Genomic DNA, 20,057 nt, shown 5'->3' with positions numbered 1-20,057 from the left:
ATCTGCCGGACCTCGTGGCACCGGGTGGGGGAATGTTGACGTGGGCATGCTCTGCACCGCACCGCCGCGCCCACCCCGTCCGCTCCCTCACCGGAGGTTGTTGTGTCAGGCAGTTCCGTGTACCGCCGTGCCCGCACCGTCGTGGCGTCCGCGGCGGCGTTCGCCGCGGCCGCCGTCGGCCTGTGGACCGGGCTCGGCGGCGAGTCCGCGCATGCCGCGGGTGCCGTGCCGAGCCCGGACCACGTGGTCGTCGTGGTCTTCGAGAACCACGCCTACGACCAGGTCATCGGCTCCTCCAGCGCGCCGTACATCAACTCGCTCAAGACCGGCGGCGCCAACCTCACCCAGTCCTTCGGCATCACCCACCCCAGCCAGCCCAACTACTTCGCCCTGTTCTCCGGCTCCACCCAGGGCGTCACCGACGACAGCTGCTACACCCCCGGCTTCTCCTCCGCCCCCAACCTGGCCTCCGAGCAGCTCGCGGCGGGCCGCAGCTGGGCCAGCTACAACGAGACGCTGCCCAGCCAGGGCTCGACCACGTGCAGCAGCGGCACCTACGCCCGCAAGCACAACCCGTGGTTCGGCTTCAGCAACGTCCCGACCTCGACCGCGAAGACCTTCGCGCAGTTCCCGACGGACTACACGACGCTGCCCCAACTCTCCTTCGTGGTCCCGAACCTGTGCAGCGACATGCACGACTGCTCGGTGTCGACCGGTGACACCTGGCTGCAGAACAACCTGGGCGCATACGCCACCTGGGCCAAGACCCACAACAGCCTCCTCGTCGTCACCTTCGACGAGGACAACCGGCTCAGCGGCAACCGCATCCCGACCGTCCTGTACGGCCAGCCGGTCACGCCGGGTTCGAGCAGCGCGACGACGTACAACCACTACGACCTGCTGCGCACCCTGGAGGACACGCAGGGCCTGACGGCCCACGCGGGCAACGCGGCCTCCGCCAAGGACATCACGGGCATCTGGGCTCCCTGACATGTACGTAGCGGACAGCCGCGCAAGTTCCCCGCATGCCGCGGCGTCCGCGAACGGTGCCGTCCGGCCTCCCGCCGGGCGGCGCCGTACCGCGGTCGCCTCCACGGTCCTCGCGCTCGGCACGGTCAGCCTGGTCACCGACGTCTCGTCCGAGATGGTCACGGCGGTGCTGCCGCTGTACCTCGTGGCGGGCCTCGGCCTGTCCCCGCTGGGCTTCGGCCTCCTGGACGGCATCTACAACGGCGTCTCTGCGCTCGTACGACTGGCGGGTGGCCACCTCGCCGACCGGGGCGACGGCCGCCACAAGTGGGTGGCGGGCGCCGGCTACGCCCTCTCGGCCCTCTGCAAGCCACTCCTGCTCCTGGCGCACACGGTGACACCGATCGGCCTGATCCTGGCCGCCGACCGCACCGGCAAGGGCCTGCGCACCGCCCCGCGCGATGCGCTGATCTCCCTCTCCAGCACGCCGGAGACCCGCGGCCGCGCCTTCGGCGTCCACCGCGCGATGGACACGGCGGGCGCCCTGCTCGGCCCCCTCGTCGCCTTCCTGATCCTGCGGGCGACGGTGGACGGCTACGACGCGGTGTTCACGGTGAGCTTCTGCGTGGCCGTGGTCGGCGTGCTGGTGCTGGTGCTGTTCGTACCGGGCGGGCGAGCCGCGGCGACAGCACGTGACGAGCGCCCGACGGCACGCATGGCGCTCGCCCTCCTGCACCGCCGCGACCTGCGCCGCATCACGGTCTGCGCCGTGCTGCTGGGCCTGGCCACGGTCAGCGACTCCTTCGTCTACCTCCTGCTGCAACGCCGCCTGGGCGTCCCCGACCGCTGGTTCGCCCTGCTGCCGGTCGGTACGGCGGCCGCGTTCCTGCTCCTCGCGGTGCCACTGGGCCGGCTCGCGGACCGAGTGGGCCGCTGGCGGATCTTCCTGGCGGGCCATGGCGCCCTCCTCCTGGCGTACGGCCTGCTCCTCACGTCCTGGCACGGCACGGCGCTGCCCTACCTGGTCCTCGCCCTGCACGGCGGCTTCTACGCCGCGACGGACGGCGTACTGATGGCGGCCGCCTCGGCCGGCGTGCCGGAGGAGCTGCGCTCGTCGGGCCTCGCCCTGGTCCAGACGGGCCAGGCCGTCGCCCGTTTCGCCTGCTCACTGGCCTTCGGGGCGGCATGGACGATGTGGGGCGACCGTACGGCGCTGACGGCGGCGGCGCTGGCACTGACGGTATGCGCGGCGTACGCGCTCAGGCTGCGCCCGACCGAGGAGAGAGAACGTTGACGGTACGCACACGCATCCTGGTCCTGCTGTCCGCGGTCGTGGCCCTGGCGGCGGTCGCGGTGGCCTCGGTCCTGCACGCCTCCGCCCGCGCCGAACACCGCGACCAGGCGCAGGCGGGCGGCCAGCCGGTCACGGCGGGCAACGTCACACTGACGACCCCCGACCGCATGGTGTTCCGCAACATGGCCTGGGGCCCGCACCGCGACGAACTGACCACGGTCCCGGCATCGCACCCGTCCGCCGCACGCACCGCCTCCGGCCTCAAGTGCCTGCGCTTCTACGCCGCTTCGGGCACGGGCGTATGCCTCCAGGCGGTGCACGGCGCCGTCGCGGACACCTACCGCGCGGTGACCCTCGACGCCGGTCTGCACATCAGAAGGCACTACGACGTCCCCGGCATCCCGTCCCGCGCCCGGGTCTCCCCCACCGGCCACTTCGCGGCCTGGACGGCGTTCGTCGGCGGCGACAGCTACGCGGGCACGAACTTCTCGACGCGCGCGGCGATCGTGGACGTGAGGACGGGCAGGCTGATCCCGACCCTGGAGACCTTCCGGATCGTCAAGGGCGGCCGGCCGTACCGCTCGTCGGACGCGAACTTCTGGGGTGTGACGTTCGCGTCGGACGACCGCACGTTCTACGCGACGCTGGCGACGAAGGGCAGCACGTATCTCGTCCGGGGCGACCTGCGCACCCGCACGGTCACCACCCTGCACGAGAACGTCGAATGCCCGTCCCTCTCCCCCGACGGCACCCGCATCGCGTACAAGAAACGCGTCAAGGGCCTCCCCAAGGAGGCCCCTTGGCGCCTGTACGCCCTGGACCTGCACACGATGCGCGAGACTCCGCTGGCGGAGACGCGGAGCGTCGACGACCAGGCGGTCTGGAAGGACGACCGCACGGTGGTGTACTCCCTGCCGGGCGACTACGGCGCCGACCTGTACGAGATGCCGTCCGACGGCACGGGGCGGCCCCGCCGGATCAGCACCTCGGCGGTCTCGCCGGCGTTCATCGGCTGAGCGTGGCGTAACTCGTAGGCGTTCCGGTCGCTTCGTTCGCGTCACTCGGCGTGGTCGCGCCCTCTGCCGTCGGACACGTCGCGATAGGACGCGTACGACGGAGGGGCGCGGATGTCGGTGGACGGTGAGGCGGTACGGCTCAGGGGCGAAACGGACGAGCCCGGCGGGCGGGTTGCTCGCCGCGATGAAGGAGGACGTGCAGAAGGTCCGGTATCCGAAGCGGGTGCGGGAGCTCGCGAAGCTGGATTCAGGTGATGCCGACCGAATCCGAGGATCACTTCGGAACGGGCGGATTGATCGAGGTGTTGAAGTTCCCCGACGGCACCGCGGTAGGGCGTTCCGACGGGGCGTTCGCCGGACGACCGGTGACGGATCCAAAGCAGTTGAGAATCCTTGAGCTGCGCTATGGCATGATCCGCGCCCAGGCGCTCACATCGCGAGAGTCGCGGGACTTCATCGAGCAGATGCTGGGAGAGTCATGACCCCTGTCCCCTCCACCCGGAACATCTCCGCACTGGTGTGGTTCAAGAGCAGCTACAGCAGCAGCGGTGACGGCAACGACTGCGTCGAAGTCGCCACAACCCCCGCCACGGTCCACATACGAGATTCCAAGACCCCCCAGGGCCCCGCCTCACCCTCACCCCATCTGCGTGGGCGGGCTTCCTGACCTTCGCGGGCCGGGATTGATCCGCCCGGCCCTCCGGCCACCCGGACACCGGTTCATTGACGGTGTCCGATCCATCTTTCACCCGTATGTCGCTGTGGTTACCGGCCGCTTCCCGATTTGCAGCAGCGGTCGCGGATCACGGGTGAAGGTCAGGTACGGGCAGGCGTTCACCTCGGGGTCACGGGACTCCCAACCCAGCAGCCACGGTTGAAGCTGGCGATTGTCGACGTCGAGCGAGCCGTCCGGCAGGAGCCGACCGATGGTGTTGGCATCGTCTGAAAGGGCCACAGTGCACTTGCCCAGGCGACCATCAGCACGCACTAGCAGCGAGTTGGCTCGGGCTGCGTAGCAGATCTCGTCAGGGGTGAAGATCCGCTCACTGTCGCCGCCCTGAACCAACAGCCTTTCCAGATCCGCGATCTTGCAGTCGTCAGCGTCGAGGACGTTCATCGTTGCGTCGTTGGGGCCACCAAGGCGAACCACGCGCTTCAGAAATACCGAGAAGCGTGGGTCGTCAAGCAGCGTGTCACGGATGCAGGTGAGGAACTCGGGCATCACCGGCATATTCTCTGGCGTCAGGTGCACCCGCAGCAAAATCCGTACTGCGGCCGAACTTTCACGGATCGAGATCAGGTTGCGCCAGATTTTCTGGAACGTTCCCCGACCATCGGCGCGTACGCGGGTCCGATCGTGGTGATCGTCCGGCCCGTCCAGGGAGATCTGATGGGTCCGAACACCGAGGTCTGCCATGTGTTCGGCCATCTCGCCGTCCAACATGTAGCCATTGGTCGTCATGTCGCTCTCGTAGACAAGACCGTCGTGCCGCTCCTGTGCCCGGAGTGCATGGGAGGTCACGTCCTCGATGATCGAGCGAGCGAGCAAGGGTTCTCCGCCGAACCATGACAGTTGGAGACGTCGCAGTCCTGCGGCGCGACGATCGATCAGGTTCTTGACGCCACTGACGACTTCAGGCGCCATCTGTCCGATGGCGAAATCCTCGTAGCAGTACGTGCAGCGGAAGTTGCACTGCTCGGTCGGTAGCAGAATCAACTGGAGGCGGTCGCTGCGGACCGAGTCGGCGAGATCTTGATCGAAGGAGGAGATGTCGCTGATGGTGCTGGTCACGCTTTCCCCCGTCTCAAGCAGGAGGCCGGCTGCCGCAGCCCTTGGCGCAGTTACCGCCGTGACAGTTGTTCGCGGCCATCATTCGGGCCCCAGAGTCCGGTTGCGCTCCGATGGCAGCCGCTACTGCCTGCGCGAGTTGCGGATTGCCGATCTGGACTTGCCCGTCGCTGTCGAGGGTGAGGTCCTCTGCGCGAAGTGCGAATGTAATCCCTTGGTCGGCCATGACTTTCTCCTTCCCTGGAGGGCAATGGCGCGAGTGCCGCTAACCACTGCTGCTTCAGGATGCGGTGCGGTTAGGGCGCTCGTTTAGATGATGGGGGCCGTCCGCGCGATCTGCGCGGCATGGTGGTCCACTCAGGCGACTTGAGTCACTCGACCAAGACCGATGTCCATCCGCGCTGCCGCTGGAGATCTTTAATGGCCGGGGTTACCGCACTTGGAGGTCGAGCCCGGTCTTGGCGATGAGGCCCTCGATGAGGCCATGATCGGGCGGCGATCATGCAAGACCATACGGCGCTGGGCCGGCACCTCAACAGCAACCCGGACGTCGTTCGTCGGTCCACCCACCGGATGCCGAGCGGTCAGGGAGTGCTCCTGGTCAGTGGACAGTGCGTACGCCGACGCCAGAGGGCCCACAGACGGCCCAGGACTCCTGAGACGACTCCGGGTCGACGGTGTATGACCGTCGACCCGGAGCCTCACCCAGCAGCAATAGACACGCTGACCTGCCCCTACAACACCGGCAGATTCTTCCGCAGCTCGAATGCCGTCACCTCGGACCGGTACTCCTCCCACTCCGAGCGCTTGTTGCGGAGGAAGAAGTCGAAGACGTGCTCGCCCAGCGTTTCGGCCACCAGGTCGCTGCGTTCCATCAGGGTCAGCGCCTCGCCGAGGTTCTGCGGGAGAGGCTCGATGCCCATCGCGCGGCGTTCCGCGTTGGAGAGGGCCCAGACGTCGTCCTCGGCGCCCGGCGGGAGTTCGTAGCCCTCCTCGATGCCCTTGAGGCCGGCGGCCAGCAGGACCGCGTAGGCCAGGTACGGGTTCGCGCCCGAGTCCAGGGAGCGGACCTCCACGCGCGCGGAGCCCGTCTTGCCGGGCTTGTACATCGGGACGCGGACCAGGGCGCTGCGGTTGTTGTGGCCCCAGCAGATGTACGACGGGGCCTCGCCGCCGGCGCCGGCCGTGCGCTCGGAGCCGCCCCAGATGCGCTTGTAGGAGTTCACCCACTGGTTGGTGACGGCCGAGATGTCCGCCGCGTGGCGCAGCAGGCCCGCGATGAAGGAGCGGCCGACCTTGGAGAGCTGGTACTCCGCGCCGGACTCGTAGAACGCGTTCCGGTCGCCCTCGAAGAGGGAGAGGTGGGTGTGCATGCCCGAGCCGGGGTGCTCGGAGAACGGCTTCGGCATGAAGGTCGCCTGGACGCCCTGCTCCAGCGCCACCTGCTTCATCACCTGGCGGAAGGTCATGATGTTGTCCGCCGTCGAGAGCGCGTCGGCGTAGCGGAGGTCGATCTCCTGCTGGCCGGGGGCGCCCTCGTGGTGGGAGAACTCCACCGAGATGCCCATCGACTCCAGCATCGTGATCGCCTGGCGCCGGAAGTCCATACCGACGTTCTGCGGGGTGTGGTCGAAGTAGCCGGAGTTGTCGGCAGGGGTCGGACGGCTGCCGTCCAGGGGCTTGTCCTTCAGGAGGAAGAACTCGATCTCCGGGTGGGTGTAGAAGGTGAAGCCCAGGTCGGAGGTCTTGGCCAGGGCGCGCTTGAGGACGTAGCGCGGGTCGGCGAAGGACGGGGAGCCGTCCGGCATCAGGATGTCGCAGAACATGCGGGCGGTGCCCGGGGCCTCGGCGCGCCACGGCAGGACCTGGAAGGTGGAGGGGTCCGGCTTGGCGATCATGTCGGACTCGTAGACGCGGGCGAAGCCCTCGATGGCGGAGCCGTCGAAGCCGATGCCCTCATCGAAGGCCTGCTCCAGCTCGGCAGGGGCCACGGCCACGGACTTGAGGAAGCCCAGCACGTCCGTGAACCACAGGCGTACGAACCGGATGTCGCGCTCCTCCAAGGTCCGGAGCACGAACTCCTGCTGCTTGTCCATCTTCCGCTTCCCCATCTTTGCTGGTCAGGCCGCCTCCCCGATACCACGGGACGCGGTCGGCACCTGAGCATCCCACCACATCACCATTTCATGCGCGTTGCGGACCATGATCGGTTGCCCGACCCCGGCCTGAACGCCACACGTACGGCGGCTGCACCGCTCCGCGCGGTGGGCGCACCGCCCTGACGCCCATCTTGCCTGCTCGGACCGACATCCGTAATGGCCGTGCGTGGTCGCCCGCGCGCCCAGCCGCCCCCAGCACCTCACTCGCCACCCCGTCCGCTTAATTTGCATTTCAGATGCCAATTTAATTACCGTGCGGACAGTCCCACCTCCAGGAGTCCTGATGCTGTCCGAGCAGTCCGCCGCCACAGTCCGCGCCACCCTCCCCGCCGTCGCCGCGGCCCTCGACGAGATCACCGAGCGCTTCTACTCCGGACTGTTCGACGCCCACCCCGAACTGCTCCGCGACCTGTTCAACCGCGCCAACCAGGCCGCCGGCACCCAGCGTCAGGCCCTGGCCGGTTCCATCGCCGCCTTCGCCACCCACCTCCTCGACCACCCGGACCAGCGGCCCGACGCGATGCTCGCCCGAATCGCGAACAAGCACGCCTCCCTCGGCATCGCGCCCGAGCAGTACGCGGTCGTGCACGAGCACCTCTTCGCCGCCATCGCCGGCGTCCTCAGCGAGGCCATCACGCCCGAGGTCGCCGCCGCCTGGGAGGAGGTCTACTGGCTGATGGCGAACGCCCTGATCGCGATCGAGAAGCGGCTGTACGCGGAGCACGGGGGCCAGGGATGGCGGCGCTGGGAGGTCGTCGAGCGCGTCGCCGAGACCGCCGACGTCGTCTCCCTACGGCTGCGGCCCGTGGACGGCGGCCCGGTGACGGACTTCCGTGCGGGGCAGTACGTCTCCGTCCGCGTCGAACTCCCGGACGGCGCCCACCAGATACGGCAGTACAGCCTCTCCGGCGCGCCCGGTGAGACGGTGCGCCAGATCAGCGTGAAGCGGGTGCGGGGCGGTGGCACTCCTGACGGCGAGGTCTCCCACCACCTCCACGCGCGCGTGCAGGTCGGCGACGTCCTGGAGCTCTCCGAGCCGTACGGCGACCTCGTCCTCGACGAGGCCCCCGACGCCCAGGACACCCCGCTGCTCCTCGCCTCCGCGGGCATCGGCGTCACCCCGATGATCGCGATGCTGGCCGAACTCGCGGAGAGCGCCCGCCGCGGCCCGGTCACCGTCGTGCACGGCGACCGCTCCCCCGCCGACCACGCGCTGCGGACCGACCACGAGGCCTACGCCGCCAAGCTCCCGGACGCCACCGTGCACTTCTTCTATGAGCGGGGAGCCGAGCCGGGCACCCGCGCGGGACGGGTGGACCTCGGCGGCATCGACGTAGCGCCCGGCACGCACGCGTACCTCTGCGGCCCGCTGCCGTTCATGCGCGCGGTGCGGTCCCAGCTGATCGAGAAGGGCGTGGCACCGGCCGACATCCACTACGAGGTCTTCGGCCCCGACCTCTGGCTGGCCTGATCAGGAGTCCGCGGGAGCCCGCGTGATCCCGAGCAGCAGGGGTCCCGTCGGGTCCCGCACGATGTCCGTCACCGTCACCGGGTCCAGCGCCGCGAAGAACGCCTCCTGGGCCCGGCGCAGGGCGCCGCGCAGCCGGCAGCCGGAGACCAGGGGGCAGGCCGGGGGGCCCTCGCAGTCGACGACGTCGCCCTCGCCCTCGAAGGCGCGCACCACGGCCCCCACCGACGCCGCACGTCCCTTCTCGGAGAGCGCGAGCCCGCCCCCGCGGCCGCGCCGCGCGTCGACCAGGCCCATGCGCTGGAGCTCCGCCACGACCTTGGCGGCGTGCGTGTACGGCACGTCCATGTCCTGAGCGACCTGTCGGGTCGTGGGACTGGACTCGCCGGCGACGGCGAGCCGCATGAGGACCCGCAGGGCCAGATCGGTGGAGCGCAGCAGCCGCATACGGGCAGCGTAGATAATCCGCATCCACGGCTCAAATTATTCGGTCCCGCCCCCCTCTCCTCCGTCCCCGCACCCCTCTCCCCCACGTCTCCGCACCCCTCTTACGGGTTACCGCGGCGCTCTCCCTGTGGAAAGACGTCTCTTCCCCACTACGATCAGCGGGCCCCACTGTCCGTCTCTCTTCTCTCTCTTCTCCCCGGAAGGCACGCCACATGGGTTCCGCCAAGAGCACCGGCACCACCGGCACAGCGGCGCGCACCGCGCGCATAGAGGAGATGCGGCGCGCCGAGCGGGCGCGTCAGCGCCGCAACCGGGTCCTCGCCATCGCCGCGAGCGTGGTGGTCGTCGCCGGGCTGGCCGTCGGCGGGGTCGTCCTCGTGCAGTCGCAGTCCGACGCCTCCGACGCCAAGGCCGCCAAGCCGGCCGCCTCCACGTCCGCGGCGGCCGGCGCGAAGAGCTCCGGGCACTTCGTCACCGGCAAGGACGGCGTGAAGACCTGGACGGGCACGCTCACCCGCAACCACGTCACCACCACCGTGCACTACCCGACCGAGCCTCCGGTCGGCGGTGACCACAGCCGGATCTGGCAGAACTGCGACGGCGCCGTCTACACCAGGGTGCTGAACAACATGAACACCGTGCACGCGATGGAGCACGGCGCGGTCTGGGTGACGTACAACGCCAAGGCGCCCCGGGCGGACGTCGACGCGCTCGCGGGGAAGGTGCGCAGGACGCCGTACACGCTGATGAGCCCGGACAACGCGCAGAAGGATCCGATCATGCTCACCGCGTGGGGCCACCAGCGCACGGTGACGGGCGCGAAGGATCCGAACGTGGACAAGTTCTTCGCCGCGTTCGTCCAGGGCTCCCAGACGCCCGAGCCGGGTGCGCCGTGCACGGGCGGGTTGTCGTAGTGCGGCATGTGGCACTGATCGCGGGGGCCGCGGCGGCGGGACTCGTCGCGGCCGGCGCGATCACCTACGCCGTCGCCGAGGGGAACCCGGCCCCCGCCCCGGCGACGAAGACGCCGACCGCCGAGTCCGCGGACGCGGGGTTCGCGCGGGACATGGCGGTCCACCATCAGCAGGCCGTCGAGATGTCGTTCCTCGTGCGCGACCGCACGAAGGACGACGAGGTGCGGCGGCTCGCCTACGACATCGCGCAGACGCAGGCCAACCAACGCGGCATGCTGCTGGGCTGGCTCGACCTGTGGGGGCTGCCCAAGGTGTCGGCCGAGCCGCCGATGACCTGGATGGGCATGGGGGACATGGCCTCCGGCAAGGACGGTGCGCTGATGCCGGGCATGGCCACCAACTCCGAGATGAGGAAGCTCAGTACGCTCAGCGGCAAGCAGGCGGAGGTCTTCTATCTCCAGCTCATGACGGACCATCACAAGGGCGGCATCCACATGGCCGAGGGTTGTGTCGCCAAGTGCACGGTCGGGGTGGAGAAGAGGCTCGCGCAGGGCATGGTCGACGCACAGCGGTCGGAGATCGGTCTCATGGCCGACATGCTCAAGGAGCGGGGCGCACACGCCCGTTCATGATCCGCATATTGCGGGGCCGACGTGGATCGTGCGAACGAAACGCTCAATTCGCCCTATCTGACGGTTCCTTGGGCTTCTCTTGACCTTCACGTTCCCCTGACATGAACCGTTCATCGCCAGAGTGGCCACCATCGTGTGATCCATTGCCGGGCCGACGCCGCCGCGGGCCCGAGCGGATCGGCGACGACCGACCACTACATGCATGCGTACCGCATCGCAGGGGGTTCTATGAGATCCAACCGCGCCACGACACGCGCCGGTCTGAGCATGGCGGCCACGTTGCCGATGCTCGCCGGCGCGCTGGCGTTCGGGATACCCGCGGCGCACGCCGCGGACAGTGCGGGCCGGACCACGCTCGCGGGCACCAGGCCCGCCTGGGCCACGGCCTCGGCAGACAAGGGTTCCACCGCGAACGACAACCGGGTCTCCGCCCGGGTCTACCTGGCCGGCCGGGACGCGGCCGGCCTCGCCGCGTACGCGAAGGCGGTGTCCGACCCGTCCTCGCCGCAGTACGGCAAGTACCTGACCGCCAAGCAGGCGCATGCCCGCTTCGGCGCGACCAAGGCCCAGGTGGCCGCCGTGAAGTCGTGGCTGACCTCGGCCGGTCTGACGGTCGACGAGGTCACGCAGCACTACGTCGCCGTCTCCGGTGACGTGGCCGCCGCCGAGAAGGCGTTCGGCACCCAGCTGCACAACTTCGCCAAGGGCGGCAAGACCTACCGGGCGCCGTCGAAGACGGCCTCCGCGCCGGCCAGCCTGCACGGCGCCGTCCTGACCGTCACGGGCCTGGACAACGCGCCGCACAAGGCGAAGCACGACGACCAACTGCCGCCGCCGGACGGCGTGTTCAAGAACGCGGGGCCGTTCTCGTCGTACTACGGCTCCAACACCGCGACGACGCTGCCGGACGCGTACGGCTCGAAGATCCCGTACGCCGTCAAGGGCTACACCGGCGAGCAGCTGCGTGCCGCCTACGGCGCCGGTTCCCGCACGGGCAAGGGCGTCCGCATCGCGATCACCGACGCCTACGCCTCGCCGACCATCGCCTACGACGCGGCCACCTACGCGAACAAGCACGGTGACGCGGCCTGGAAGACGGACCAGCTGCGTCAGGTGCTGCCCAAGAACTACACGAAGACCAAGGAGTGCGGGGCGGCCGGCTGGTACGGCGAGGAGACCCTCGACGTCGAGGCCGTGCACGCGGTCGCGCCCGCCGCCGACGTCACGTACGTGGGCGCCTCGTCCTGCTACGACGACGACCTGCTCGACTCGCTCGGCAAGATCGTCGACAAGCACCTGGCCGACATCGTCTCCAACTCCTGGGGCGACATCGAGGCCAACCAGACGCCGGACCTCGCGGCCGCCTACGACCAGGTCTTCCAGCTGGGCGCGGTGCAGGGCATCGGCTTCTACTTCTCCTCCGGTGACAACGGCGACGAGGTCGCCAACACCGGCGTCAAGCAGGTCGACACCCCGGCCAACTCGGCGTGGGTGACCGCGGTCGGCGGCACCTCGCTGGCCGTGGGCCAGGGCGACAAGTACCTGTGGGAGACCGGCTGGGGCACCGAGAAGGCCACGCTGTCGACCGACGGCAAGAGCTGGGTGAACTTCCCGGGCGCGTACACCTCCGGTGCGGGCGGCGGCACGAGCAAGACCGTACCGCAGCCCTACTACCAGAAGGGCGTCGTCCCGAACGCGCTGGCCACGGCCAACAACGCGGCGGGCAACCGGGTCGTCCCGGACATCGCGGCGATCGCCGACCCCAACACCGGTTTCAAGGTCGGCCAGACGCAGACCTTCCCGGACGGGACGCAGCAGTACAGCGAGTACCGCATCGGCGGCACCTCGCTGGCCGCTCCGGTGATCGCGGCCGTCCAGGCCCTGGCCCAGGAGGCGCGCGGCGGCAAGGCGATCGGCTTCGCCAACCCGGTGATCTACGCCAAGTACGGGTCGAAGACGTACCACGACGTCACGGACACCCCCACGGGCTCCGAACTCGCCGTGGCCCGCGTCGACTTCGCCAACGGCTACGACGCGGCCGACGGTCTGCTCACCTCGGTCCGCAGCCTCGGCAAGGACAGCTCACTGAAGGCCGTGAAGGGCTACGACGACGTCACCGGCGTGGGCACGCCCGCGAACGGCTACGTCGAGTCGTACACCCGCCGCTGACGCGGCACCCGTCATGGGGTGGCGTGGGGGGCACCACACCCCCATGCCACCCCATTGCGTCGCTTTGACGATTAGACTGGGGGCGTGGCTCAGCTTCGTCTCGCCCTGAACCAGATCGACTCGCGCGTCGGCGACCTCGCCCGGAACGCCGAGTCGATCGTCCGCCGGACCCGGCACGCCGCCGAGCAGGGAGCGCACCTGGCGGCGTTCCCGGAGATGGTGCTGACCGGGTATCCCGTCGAGGACCTGGTGCTGCGCTCCTCCTTCGTCGAGGCCTCCCGCACCGCCCTGCGCTCGCTGGCAGCACGCCTCGCCGACGAGGGCCTCGGCGAGCTGCCGGTGGTCGTCGGCTACCTCGACCGCTCCGAGACCGCCCAGCCCAGATACGGCCAGCCGGCCGGTGCCCCGCAGAACGCGGGGGCGGTGCTGCACCGCGGCGAGGTGGTCCTCACCTTCGCCAAGCACCACCTCCCCAACTACGGCGTCTTCGACGAGTTCCGCTACTTCGTGCCCGGCGACACCATGCCGGTCGTCCGGGTGCACGGCGTCGACGTCGCCCTCGCCATCTGCGAGGACCTGTGGCAGGACGGCGGCCGGGTGCCGGCGGCCCGTTCGGCCGGGGCGGGCCTGCTGCTCTCCATCAACGCCTCCCCCTTCGAGGTCCACAAGGACGACACCCGCCTCGACCTGGTCCGCAAGCGGGCCCAGGAGGCGGGCTGCACCACGGCCTACGTCGCGATGACGGGCGGCCAGGACGAGCTCGTCTTCGACGGCGACTCGATCGTGGTCGACAGCGGCGGCGAGGTGATCGCGCGGGCGCCGCAGTTCGCCGAGGAGTGCGTGCTCCTGGACCTGGACCTCCCGTCGGCCGCGGCCGACGCCCCGACGGGCGTGGTGGACGACGGGCTGCGCATCGACCGGGTGGTCCTCTCCGAGGACCCGGTCCCGGCGTACGAGCCGGAGCACACCGGCGTCCGCGCCGATCGGCTGGACGACGCCGAGGAGATGTACGCGGCGCTGGTCACGGGCCTGCGGGCGTACGTCCGGAAGAACGGCTTCCGGTCGGTTCTGATCGGCCTGTCCGGCGGCATCGACTCGTCGCTGGTCGCGGCGATCGCGTGCGACGCGGTGGGCGCGGAGAACGTGTACGGCGTGTCCATGCCCTCGAAGTACTCCTCGCAGCACTCGAGGGACGACGCGGCCGAGCTGGCCCGCCGCACGGGCCTGAATTTCCGTACGGTGCCCATCGCCCCGATGTTCGACGCGTACATGGAGTCGCTGGGCCTGAGCGGCCTCGCGGAGGAGAACCTCCAGGCCCGCCTGCGCGGCACGTTGCTCATGGCCGTCTCCAACCAGGAGGGCCACATCGTCCTGGCCCCGGGCAACAAGTCCGAGCTGGCGGTGGGCTATTCGACGCTGTACGGCGACTCGGTGGGCGCGTACGGCCCCATCAAGGACGTGTACAAGTCGTCGGTCTTCCGGCTGGCCGAGTGGCGCAACCGGGCCGCGCGGGAGCGGGGCGAGACCCCGCCGATCCCCGAGAACTCCATCACCAAGCCGCCGAGCGCGGAGCTGCGCCCGGGCCAGGTCGACACGGACTCCCTGCCGGACTACGCGGTGCTGGACGCGATCCTCGACCTGTACGTGGACCACGACAAGGGCGCGGACGCGATCGTGGCCGCCGGTTTCGACCCGGCCCTGGTGACGAAGATCCTGCGCATGGTCGACACGGCCGAGTACAAGCGGCGCCAGTACCCGCCGGGTACGAAGATCTCGGCGAAGGGCTTCGGCAAGGACCGGCGGCTGCCGATCACCAACGGGTGGCGGGAAACGGGCTGAGCCCGACTCCGTGGGCCGGCCGACAGGTTGTCAGCGGGCGCCCCGCCCTGGAGACCGCCGCGCGGGCGGCTCGGTTGTTCGAGGAGGTGGGCCGTGGCAACTCCCTTGTTGCTACGGCTACTTGGGGACGCCGGACGGCGCACCGGTCGTGATGACCGTGCTGACGACCAGGTTCGAGGAGGCCGCCGCGGCCGACCATCCGCTGGTGGCGAGCACCGCCGCACTGCTGGCGGCGGCGCTCGGCTAGGACGGCCGGCCTGCGGCCACGGCCCTTGCGGTCAGTGCCGCACCGCACCCTGCTGCTCGGGGACATGGCCCGCGACCAGCCGCTCCCGCCCCGTCGACGCCGCACCCCGCCTGTGGTCCACGGCGTAGGCGAGTGCCGCCACCGCCAGGCCGAGCACCGCCAGGGCGGCGCCAGCCAACGCCGGCGACGTCACGCCGAGGCCCGCCGCCAGGGCGAGGCCGCCGATCCACGCGCCGCCGGCGTTGGCGAGGTTGAAGGCGGCCTGGTTGGCGGAGGAGGCGAGGGACGGCGCGGCCGCCGCCTTCTCCATGACCATGAGCTGCAGGGGCGAGCCGGTGATGAACGCGGCGGCACCGAGCAGGATGACCGCGACGGCCGCGCTCCACTGGGCGGCCATGAGGACGGGGAAGAACGCCAGGACGACGACCAGCGCCGTCAGCCCGCCGAAGAGCGTGCCGCGCAGGGAGTGGTCGGAGAGGCGCCCGCCGAGCAGGTTGCCCGCTGTCGCGCCGACACCGAAGAGGGCCAGCAGCAGGGTGACGCTGCCGTGGGCGAACCCGGCCGCGTCCGTGAGCATCGGCGTGATGTAGCTGTACGCGGAGAAGAGCGCCGCGAAGCCGGCCACGGTCGTGGCCTGCGCCAGCCAGACGGGCAGGGAGCGCAGGGCGGCCAGTTCGCCGCGCAGGCCCACCGCCGGGGCGTGCGCGTGGTCGTGCGGGATGAGGAGCAGGAGGGAGGCTATCGCCGCCAGGCCGATCGCGCTCACGCCCAGGAAGGTCGCCCGCCAGCCGAAGTGCTGGCCCATGAGCGTGGCCACCGGCACGCCCACGACGTTGGCCACGGTCAGACCGAGGAACATCCGCGAGACGGAGCGGGCCTTGCGCTCGGGGGCGACGAGGTTCGCGGCGACGACGGCGCCGACGCCGAAGAACGCGCCGTGGGGCAGACCGCTCAGGAAGCGCGCGGCGAGCAGCCAGTGGTAGTCGGGGGCGAAGGCGGAGAGCGCGTTGCCCACGGTGAAGAGGCCCATCAGGGCGACGAGGACCCGGCGGCGCGACATACGGGCGGTGGCGGCGGCGAGCAGCGGGGCGCCGACGACGACGCCGAGCGCGTACGCGGAGACCAGGTGCCCTGCGGTGGGGATGGAGACGCGCAGGTCGTCCGCGACGTCGGGCAGCAGGCCCATCATCACGAACTCGGTCGTTCCGATGCCGAAGGCGCCCACGGCGAGGGCGAGCAGGGCCAGGGGCATGAAGAGGCCTGTGCCTTTCAGGGGAGGAGAGAGAGCGGGTTTCGCACAGCTTAAGTTCAGCTGCGAAACAAATGGTCTCAGATCCAGCGCCCCGGCGGATGGTCCCGGCGGTTAAGGCTGGGTTTCGAGCTGCACACGGGCGGCCACCGGCAGATGGTCGCTGCCCGTCGCGGGCAGCGTCCAGGAGCTCTTCGGGTCGACCCCCCTGACCATGATCTGGTCGATCCGCGCCATCGGGAACGACGCCGGCCAGCTGAACCCGAAGCCGCTGCCCGCCGCGCCCTGGGTGGAGCGCAGCTGGGAGGTGACGGCGTTCAGCGCGCGGTCGTTCATCGTGCCGTTCAGGTCGCCGAGCAGCACCACCCGGGACAGAGGCTCGTCGGCGATGGCCTCGCCGAGGGCGTCGGCGCTCTTGTCGCGCTGCCGCGCGGTGAACCCGGCCTCCACCTTCACCCGCACCGAGGGAAGGTGGGCGACGTACACCGCGAGCGGCCCCTCGGGCGTCGCGAGCGTGGCGCGCATCGCGCGCTTCCAGCCCAGCTTGATGTCGACGGCGCGTACGCCGGTCATCGGGTACTTGCTCCACAGCCCGACGGTGCCGACGACGGTGTGGTAGCGGTACGTCGGTGCCAGCGCCCTCTCGTACACCGGGACCGCAGAGGGCTCCAGCTCCTCCAGCGCCAGCACGTCGGCGCCGGAACCGGCGACGTCACGGGCGGTACCGGCCGGGTCCGCGTTGTCGGCGTTGACGTTGTGCGTGGCCACCATCACGTCGCCGCCGGTGCCCGTGCGGTCGATGAACAGCCCGCCGAACAGGTTCAGCCAGACGATCGCCGGCAGCAGCACCGCGATCAGCGCGGTGGCCGACTTCCTCAGGACGCCGAGGAGCAGCAGCACCGGGACCAGCACGCCGAGCCAGGGCAGGAAGGTCTCGGTCAGGCTGCCGAGGTTGCCCACGGTGTTGGGGATGCGCGAGTGCAGCAGCATCACCAGCGCGAGGAGGATCGCGAGCAGGCCTAGGAAGATGCCGCGGCTCCAGGCGCCCGGGTCGCCGCGCCAGGACCGGCGGGGGCGGTTCGACAGGCGCCGAAGCCGGGATCCCCGGCGCTCGGACCCCGAGCCGCCGATGTCCGTCCTCGTCACGTACGCCTGCTGCGCCATACCGCCTGCCTCACAACCTGCCGTGCACACCGTCGTCCCCCTGGAGTCGACCCTAGGGGATGTTCGGTTCCGTTCCCGCCGTCCATGACAGCCGTACACGAGACGAGGACGTACAAGTCGGTACAGGGGGTTCCGGTGACCCCTGGGACAGACGGGGCCTGTGACGAAACACGCACATTCGCGCTACGCCCCAGGCGGACTGACGGGCCGTAGGCCTTCGAGCACCGTGTCGACGATCTGCTCCGCCAGACCCTCGGGGAGCTCCGCGTCCGGGCGCATGAAGGCGCGGACGATCATCGGGCCGACGATGATGTCGTTGATCAGGTCGACGTCGACGTCCGCGCGGATCTCGCCGTCGCGCTGCCCGCGGCGCAGCACCTCGCAGCCCATCTCGCGCCGGGGAGCTATGACGGTGTCCTCGTACGCGGCCCACAGCTTGGGGCTGCTCTTCATCTGGGCGTAGACGTTGTGCAGCATCGCCGAGGAGCGGTTGAGCAGGCCGCGCCTGCGCATCGTCTCCAGGAAGACGACCAGGTCGTCGCGCATCGAGGTGCCGGGGAGCTCGGGGTCGGGGGGCTCGGCGGCACGCAGGACGTCGCAGAAGAGCTCCTCCTTACCGCTCCAGCGGCGGTAGATGGTGGCCTTGCCGACGCCGGCCGTGCGGGCGATCCGCTCGATGGAGAGCTCGGCGAGGGGCACACCCTCCTCCAGGAGCTTCATCACGCCCTCCAGGATGGCGCGCTCCACGGCCTCACTGCGCGGGCGGCCCCGGCTGGCACCGCACGCCCGCGGCCGGCTCTCGGCAAGGCTCACGTCACTCCGTCCTTTCGCTGTGCTGCGGTGATTGTCCCGCAGCCGCCGCCTCCCCCCGTGACATCTCTGCATCCTCCGTGCTCTTCGCACCCCTGCGGAACTCCCGCGGTACTCGCGCGGGCTCCGGCGGAGTCCCGCGTTCGTACGATGCGGACTCCTGCGCTCGCACGGTGCGGACTCCCGCATCCGTACGGTGCTTACCCCCGCGTGCGTACGGTGCGCACCCCCGCGTGCGTACGGCACCTGCTCCCGCGGGGGCCTCGCGGCCGCGTGTTACTCCGCGGCCCCTACCAACTCCTTTCCCTGCTCGGCCTCCTGGCCCGCCGCCGGCTTGCCCGGCAGGAACAGGGCGACCACGACCGCGCCGACGAGCGCGACGCCGGTGCCCCACAGGGCGGTGACGTGCATGGCGTGCAGGAAGGCGTCGTCGGCCGGGCCGACCAGGGCCCTGCCCTGCGGGCCGAGCCGCTGGGCGATGCCCAGGGTCGCCTCGATCGACTCGCCCGCTGTGTCCCGCAGGCCGGGCGGCAGCAGGCCGAGCTTGTCCTCGATGCCGTTGCGGTACGCCGTGGACAGGACCGAGCCGAGGACGGCGATGCCGAGGGCGCCGCCGACCTGGCGGAAGGTGTTGCTCAGCGCGGAGGCGGACCCGGCCTTCTCGCGCGGCAGGGCCTGCATGATGACGACGGAGGTCGGCGTCATGATGTGCGCCATGCCGGCGCCCATCAGGAAGAAGACGACCTCCAGAACCCAGATCGGCGTGTCGGCCTCGAAGCTCGTGAACGCGGCCAGCGTCGCGGCGATCACGATCAGACCGGCGGTGGTGGTGACCTTGTTGCCGAACCGGTCGACGACCAGCCGGGCGCGCGGCGCGAAGATCATCTGTGCGACGGCCAGCGGCAGCATCAGCAGGCCGGACTCGAGCGGCGAGTAGCCGCGCACGCTCTGGGTGTAGAAGACGCCGAAGAACGTCACGCCCATCAGCGCGAAGAAGACCAGCGCGATGGCGCTCATCGCGGCCGAGAAGACCTTGTTCTTGAAGTAGGTGACGTCGAGCGACGGGTGGTCGCTGTGCTTCTCGAAGAGGACGAAGCCGACGAGGATCACTAGGCCGCCCACGATGGACGCGAGCACCTTGGCGTTCGTGAAGTCGGCCAGCTCGCCGCCCTTGATGATGCCGTAGACGAGCAGGACCAGGCCGACGACGGACAGGACCACGCCGACGGGGTCGACGCGGCCGGGCTTCGGGTCGCGCGAGTCGGGCACCAGCCACAGCATCAGCACGAGCGCGAGGATCACGATCGGCACGTTGATGAGGAAGACCGAGCCCCACCAGAAGTGGTCGAGGAGCGCGCCGCCGGTGATCGGGCCGATGGCGATGCCGAGTCCGACGCCGCCCGCCCAGATGCCGATGGCCTTGGGCTGCTCCTCGCGCTCGAAGACGTTCATCAGGACGGCGAGGGTGGCGGGCATGACGAAGGCGGCACCGAGGGCCATCAGCGCACGGTAGGCGATGAGCTGCCCGGGCGAACCCGACTCGGCGGCGAGGGCGGAGCCGATGCCGAACACGAGGAGGCCGCCGAGCAGGACCTTCTTGCGGCCGAGCCGGTCACCGATGAGACCGGCGGTGAACAGCAGGCCCGCGAAGACGAGGGTGTAGGCGTTGATGGCCCACTCGATCTCGCTCTGGGTGGCGCCCAGCCCGGTCGGGGCCGGGGTGGTGATCGTCTTGATCGCGACGTTCAGGATCGAGTTGTCCAGCACCACGATCAGCAGGCTGAGAATGAGGACGCCGAGGATCGCCCAACGGCGCCGGTGTACCGCCTCGGGTATTCGGGAGGCGGAGACGGCAGGAGTTGTCATGAGTACGACCATAGGGCCATTCCAA

At 70.1% G+C, this 20,057-nt stretch carries 15 protein-coding genes and 2 pseudogenes; 10 read left to right on the top strand and 7 right to left on the bottom strand.

What is annotated here, in order from left to right; genetic code table 11:
- Positions 1-102 precede the first annotated feature (102 nt).
- The 5 genes and pseudogenes from ABZ910_RS24580 to ABZ910_RS24560 all read left to right on the top strand — a co-directional run bounded on the left by ABZ910_RS24580 (position 103) and on the right by ABZ910_RS24560 (position 3,966).
- Positions 103-990: an alkaline phosphatase family protein gene (locus tag ABZ910_RS24580; RefSeq protein ID WP_361368835.1), complete on the top strand. Its 888-nt coding sequence runs from the start codon at positions 103-105 to the stop codon at positions 988-990.
- 1 nt (position 991) lies between these two features.
- The gene (locus ABZ910_RS24575) at positions 992-2,263 is read left to right on the top strand and encodes an MFS transporter (RefSeq protein WP_361368833.1); all 1,272 of its coding nucleotides are present in this window, start codon (positions 992-994) and stop codon (positions 2,261-2,263) included.
- Positions 2,260-3,279, top strand: a complete 1,020-nt coding sequence (locus ABZ910_RS24570; protein WP_361368831.1) for a TolB-like translocation protein — start codon at positions 2,260-2,262, stop codon at positions 3,277-3,279. The genes ABZ910_RS24575 and ABZ910_RS24570 overlap by 4 nt, the downstream gene beginning before the upstream one ends.
- 163 nt (positions 3,280-3,442) lie before the next feature.
- A pseudogene (locus ABZ910_RS24565) lies at positions 3,443-3,761 on the top strand (Scr1 family TA system antitoxin-like transcriptional regulator); the annotation flags it as partial.
- Positions 3,758-3,966, top strand: a pseudogene (locus ABZ910_RS24560) (DUF397 domain-containing protein). The pseudogenes ABZ910_RS24565 and ABZ910_RS24560, both read left to right, overlap by 4 nt.
- A gap of 58 nt (positions 3,967-4,024) precedes the next feature.
- Here ABZ910_RS24560 and ABZ910_RS24555 read toward each other — a convergent pair.
- Together ABZ910_RS24555 and ABZ910_RS24550 are read right to left on the bottom strand one after the other, a co-directional pair.
- On the bottom strand, positions 4,025-5,071 hold the full coding sequence (locus ABZ910_RS24555) for a radical SAM protein (RefSeq protein ID WP_361368829.1): 1,047 nt from the start codon (positions 5,069-5,071) through the stop codon (positions 4,025-4,027).
- 731 nt (positions 5,072-5,802) lie between these two features.
- Positions 5,803-7,164 (bottom strand): glutamine synthetase family protein, encoded by a 1,362-nt coding sequence (locus tag ABZ910_RS24550; protein WP_361368828.1) that lies wholly within the window; start codon positions 7,162-7,164, stop codon positions 5,803-5,805.
- A gap of 346 nt (positions 7,165-7,510) precedes the next feature.
- On the opposite strand from ABZ910_RS24550, the gene ABZ910_RS24545 reads away from it, so the two are divergent.
- Entirely contained in the window at positions 7,511-8,698 is a 1,188-nt protein-coding gene (locus tag ABZ910_RS24545; RefSeq protein WP_361368826.1) for a globin domain-containing protein, read from the top strand.
- Here the strand turns inward: ABZ910_RS24545 and ABZ910_RS24540 are convergent, their stop codons facing one another.
- Positions 8,699-9,142, bottom strand: a complete 444-nt coding sequence (locus tag ABZ910_RS24540) for an Rrf2 family transcriptional regulator (protein ID WP_361368943.1) — start codon at positions 9,140-9,142, stop codon at positions 8,699-8,701.
- Positions 9,143-9,354: 212 nt separating this feature from the next.
- Between ABZ910_RS24540 and ABZ910_RS24535 the strand changes: the two genes are divergently transcribed.
- From ABZ910_RS24535 to ABZ910_RS24520, 4 genes are all read left to right on the top strand, one after another.
- Complete coding sequence (locus tag ABZ910_RS24535) at positions 9,355-10,056, top strand: DUF3105 domain-containing protein (protein WP_361368824.1); 702 nt, start codon at positions 9,355-9,357, stop codon at positions 10,054-10,056.
- Positions 10,056-10,688 carry a DUF305 domain-containing protein gene (locus ABZ910_RS24530; protein WP_361368822.1) on the top strand — a complete coding sequence of 211 codons (633 nt, stop codon included), beginning with the start codon at positions 10,056-10,058 and terminating at the stop codon, positions 10,686-10,688. Before ABZ910_RS24535 ends, ABZ910_RS24530 begins: the two co-directional genes overlap by 1 nt.
- Positions 10,689-10,916: 228 nt before the next feature.
- Complete coding sequence (locus ABZ910_RS24525; protein WP_361368820.1) at positions 10,917-12,857, top strand: S53 family peptidase; 1,941 nt, start codon at positions 10,917-10,919, stop codon at positions 12,855-12,857.
- Between the two features lie 84 nt (positions 12,858-12,941).
- The gene (locus tag ABZ910_RS24520) at positions 12,942-14,696 is read left to right on the top strand and encodes an NAD+ synthase (protein ID WP_361368819.1); all 1,755 of its coding nucleotides are present in this window, start codon (positions 12,942-12,944) and stop codon (positions 14,694-14,696) included.
- A gap of 278 nt (positions 14,697-14,974) precedes the next feature.
- Here the strand turns inward: ABZ910_RS24520 and ABZ910_RS24515 are convergent, their stop codons facing one another.
- From ABZ910_RS24515 to ABZ910_RS24500, 4 genes are all read right to left on the bottom strand, one after another.
- Positions 14,975-16,195: an MFS transporter gene (locus ABZ910_RS24515; protein ID WP_361368817.1), complete on the bottom strand. Its 1,221-nt coding sequence runs from the start codon at positions 16,193-16,195 to the stop codon at positions 14,975-14,977.
- 111 nt (positions 16,196-16,306) lie between these two features.
- Entirely contained in the window at positions 16,307-17,356 is a 1,050-nt protein-coding gene (locus ABZ910_RS24510) for an endonuclease/exonuclease/phosphatase family protein (protein WP_361368816.1), read from the bottom strand.
- Positions 17,357-17,539: 183 nt separating this feature from the next.
- Positions 17,540-18,169, bottom strand: coding sequence for a TetR/AcrR family transcriptional regulator (locus ABZ910_RS24505; RefSeq protein WP_361368814.1), 630 nt, complete (start codon positions 18,167-18,169; stop codon positions 17,540-17,542).
- A gap of 273 nt (positions 18,170-18,442) precedes the next feature.
- Positions 18,443-20,032 carry an MFS transporter gene (locus ABZ910_RS24500; RefSeq protein ID WP_361368812.1) on the bottom strand — a complete coding sequence of 530 codons (1,590 nt, stop codon included), beginning with the start codon at positions 20,030-20,032 and terminating at the stop codon, positions 18,443-18,445.
- Positions 20,033-20,057: the final 25 nt, after the last annotated feature.

The sequence above is a fragment of the Streptomyces sp. NPDC046805 genome (assembly GCF_040645355.1).
In the GTDB taxonomy this organism is placed as follows: Bacteria; Actinomycetota; Actinomycetes; order Streptomycetales; family Streptomycetaceae; genus Streptomyces.
The sequence above is the reverse complement of the archived record's forward strand: the minus strand, read 5'-3'. Positions and strand labels throughout refer to the sequence as shown.

What these genes read in the sequence shown, in the direction of transcription:
- ABZ910_RS24575 (WP_361368833.1), top strand. Translation starts at nt 992, where the DNA reads ATGTACGTAGCGGACAGCCGCGCAAGTTCCCCGCATGCCGCGGCGTCC.
- ABZ910_RS24550 (WP_361368828.1), bottom strand. Translation starts at nt 7,164, where the DNA reads ATGGACAAGCAGCAGGAGTTCGTGCTCCGGACCTTGGAGGAGCGCGAC.
- ABZ910_RS24545 (WP_361368826.1), top strand. Translation starts at nt 7,511, where the DNA reads ATGCTGTCCGAGCAGTCCGCCGCCACAGTCCGCGCCACCCTCCCCGCC.
- ABZ910_RS24540 (WP_361368943.1), bottom strand. Translation starts at nt 9,142, where the DNA reads ATGCGGCTGCTGCGCTCCACCGATCTGGCCCTGCGGGTCCTCATGCGG.
- ABZ910_RS24535 (WP_361368824.1), top strand. Translation starts at nt 9,355, where the DNA reads ATGGGTTCCGCCAAGAGCACCGGCACCACCGGCACAGCGGCGCGCACC.
- ABZ910_RS24525 (WP_361368820.1), top strand. Translation starts at nt 10,917, where the DNA reads ATGAGATCCAACCGCGCCACGACACGCGCCGGTCTGAGCATGGCGGCC.
- ABZ910_RS24515 (WP_361368817.1), bottom strand. Translation starts at nt 16,195, where the DNA reads ATGCCCCTGGCCCTGCTCGCCCTCGCCGTGGGCGCCTTCGGCATCGGA.
- ABZ910_RS24510 (WP_361368816.1), bottom strand. Translation starts at nt 17,356, where the DNA reads ATGGCGCAGCAGGCGTACGTGACGAGGACGGACATCGGCGGCTCGGGG.
- ABZ910_RS24500 (WP_361368812.1), bottom strand. Translation starts at nt 20,032, where the DNA reads ATGACAACTCCTGCCGTCTCCGCCTCCCGAATACCCGAGGCGGTACAC.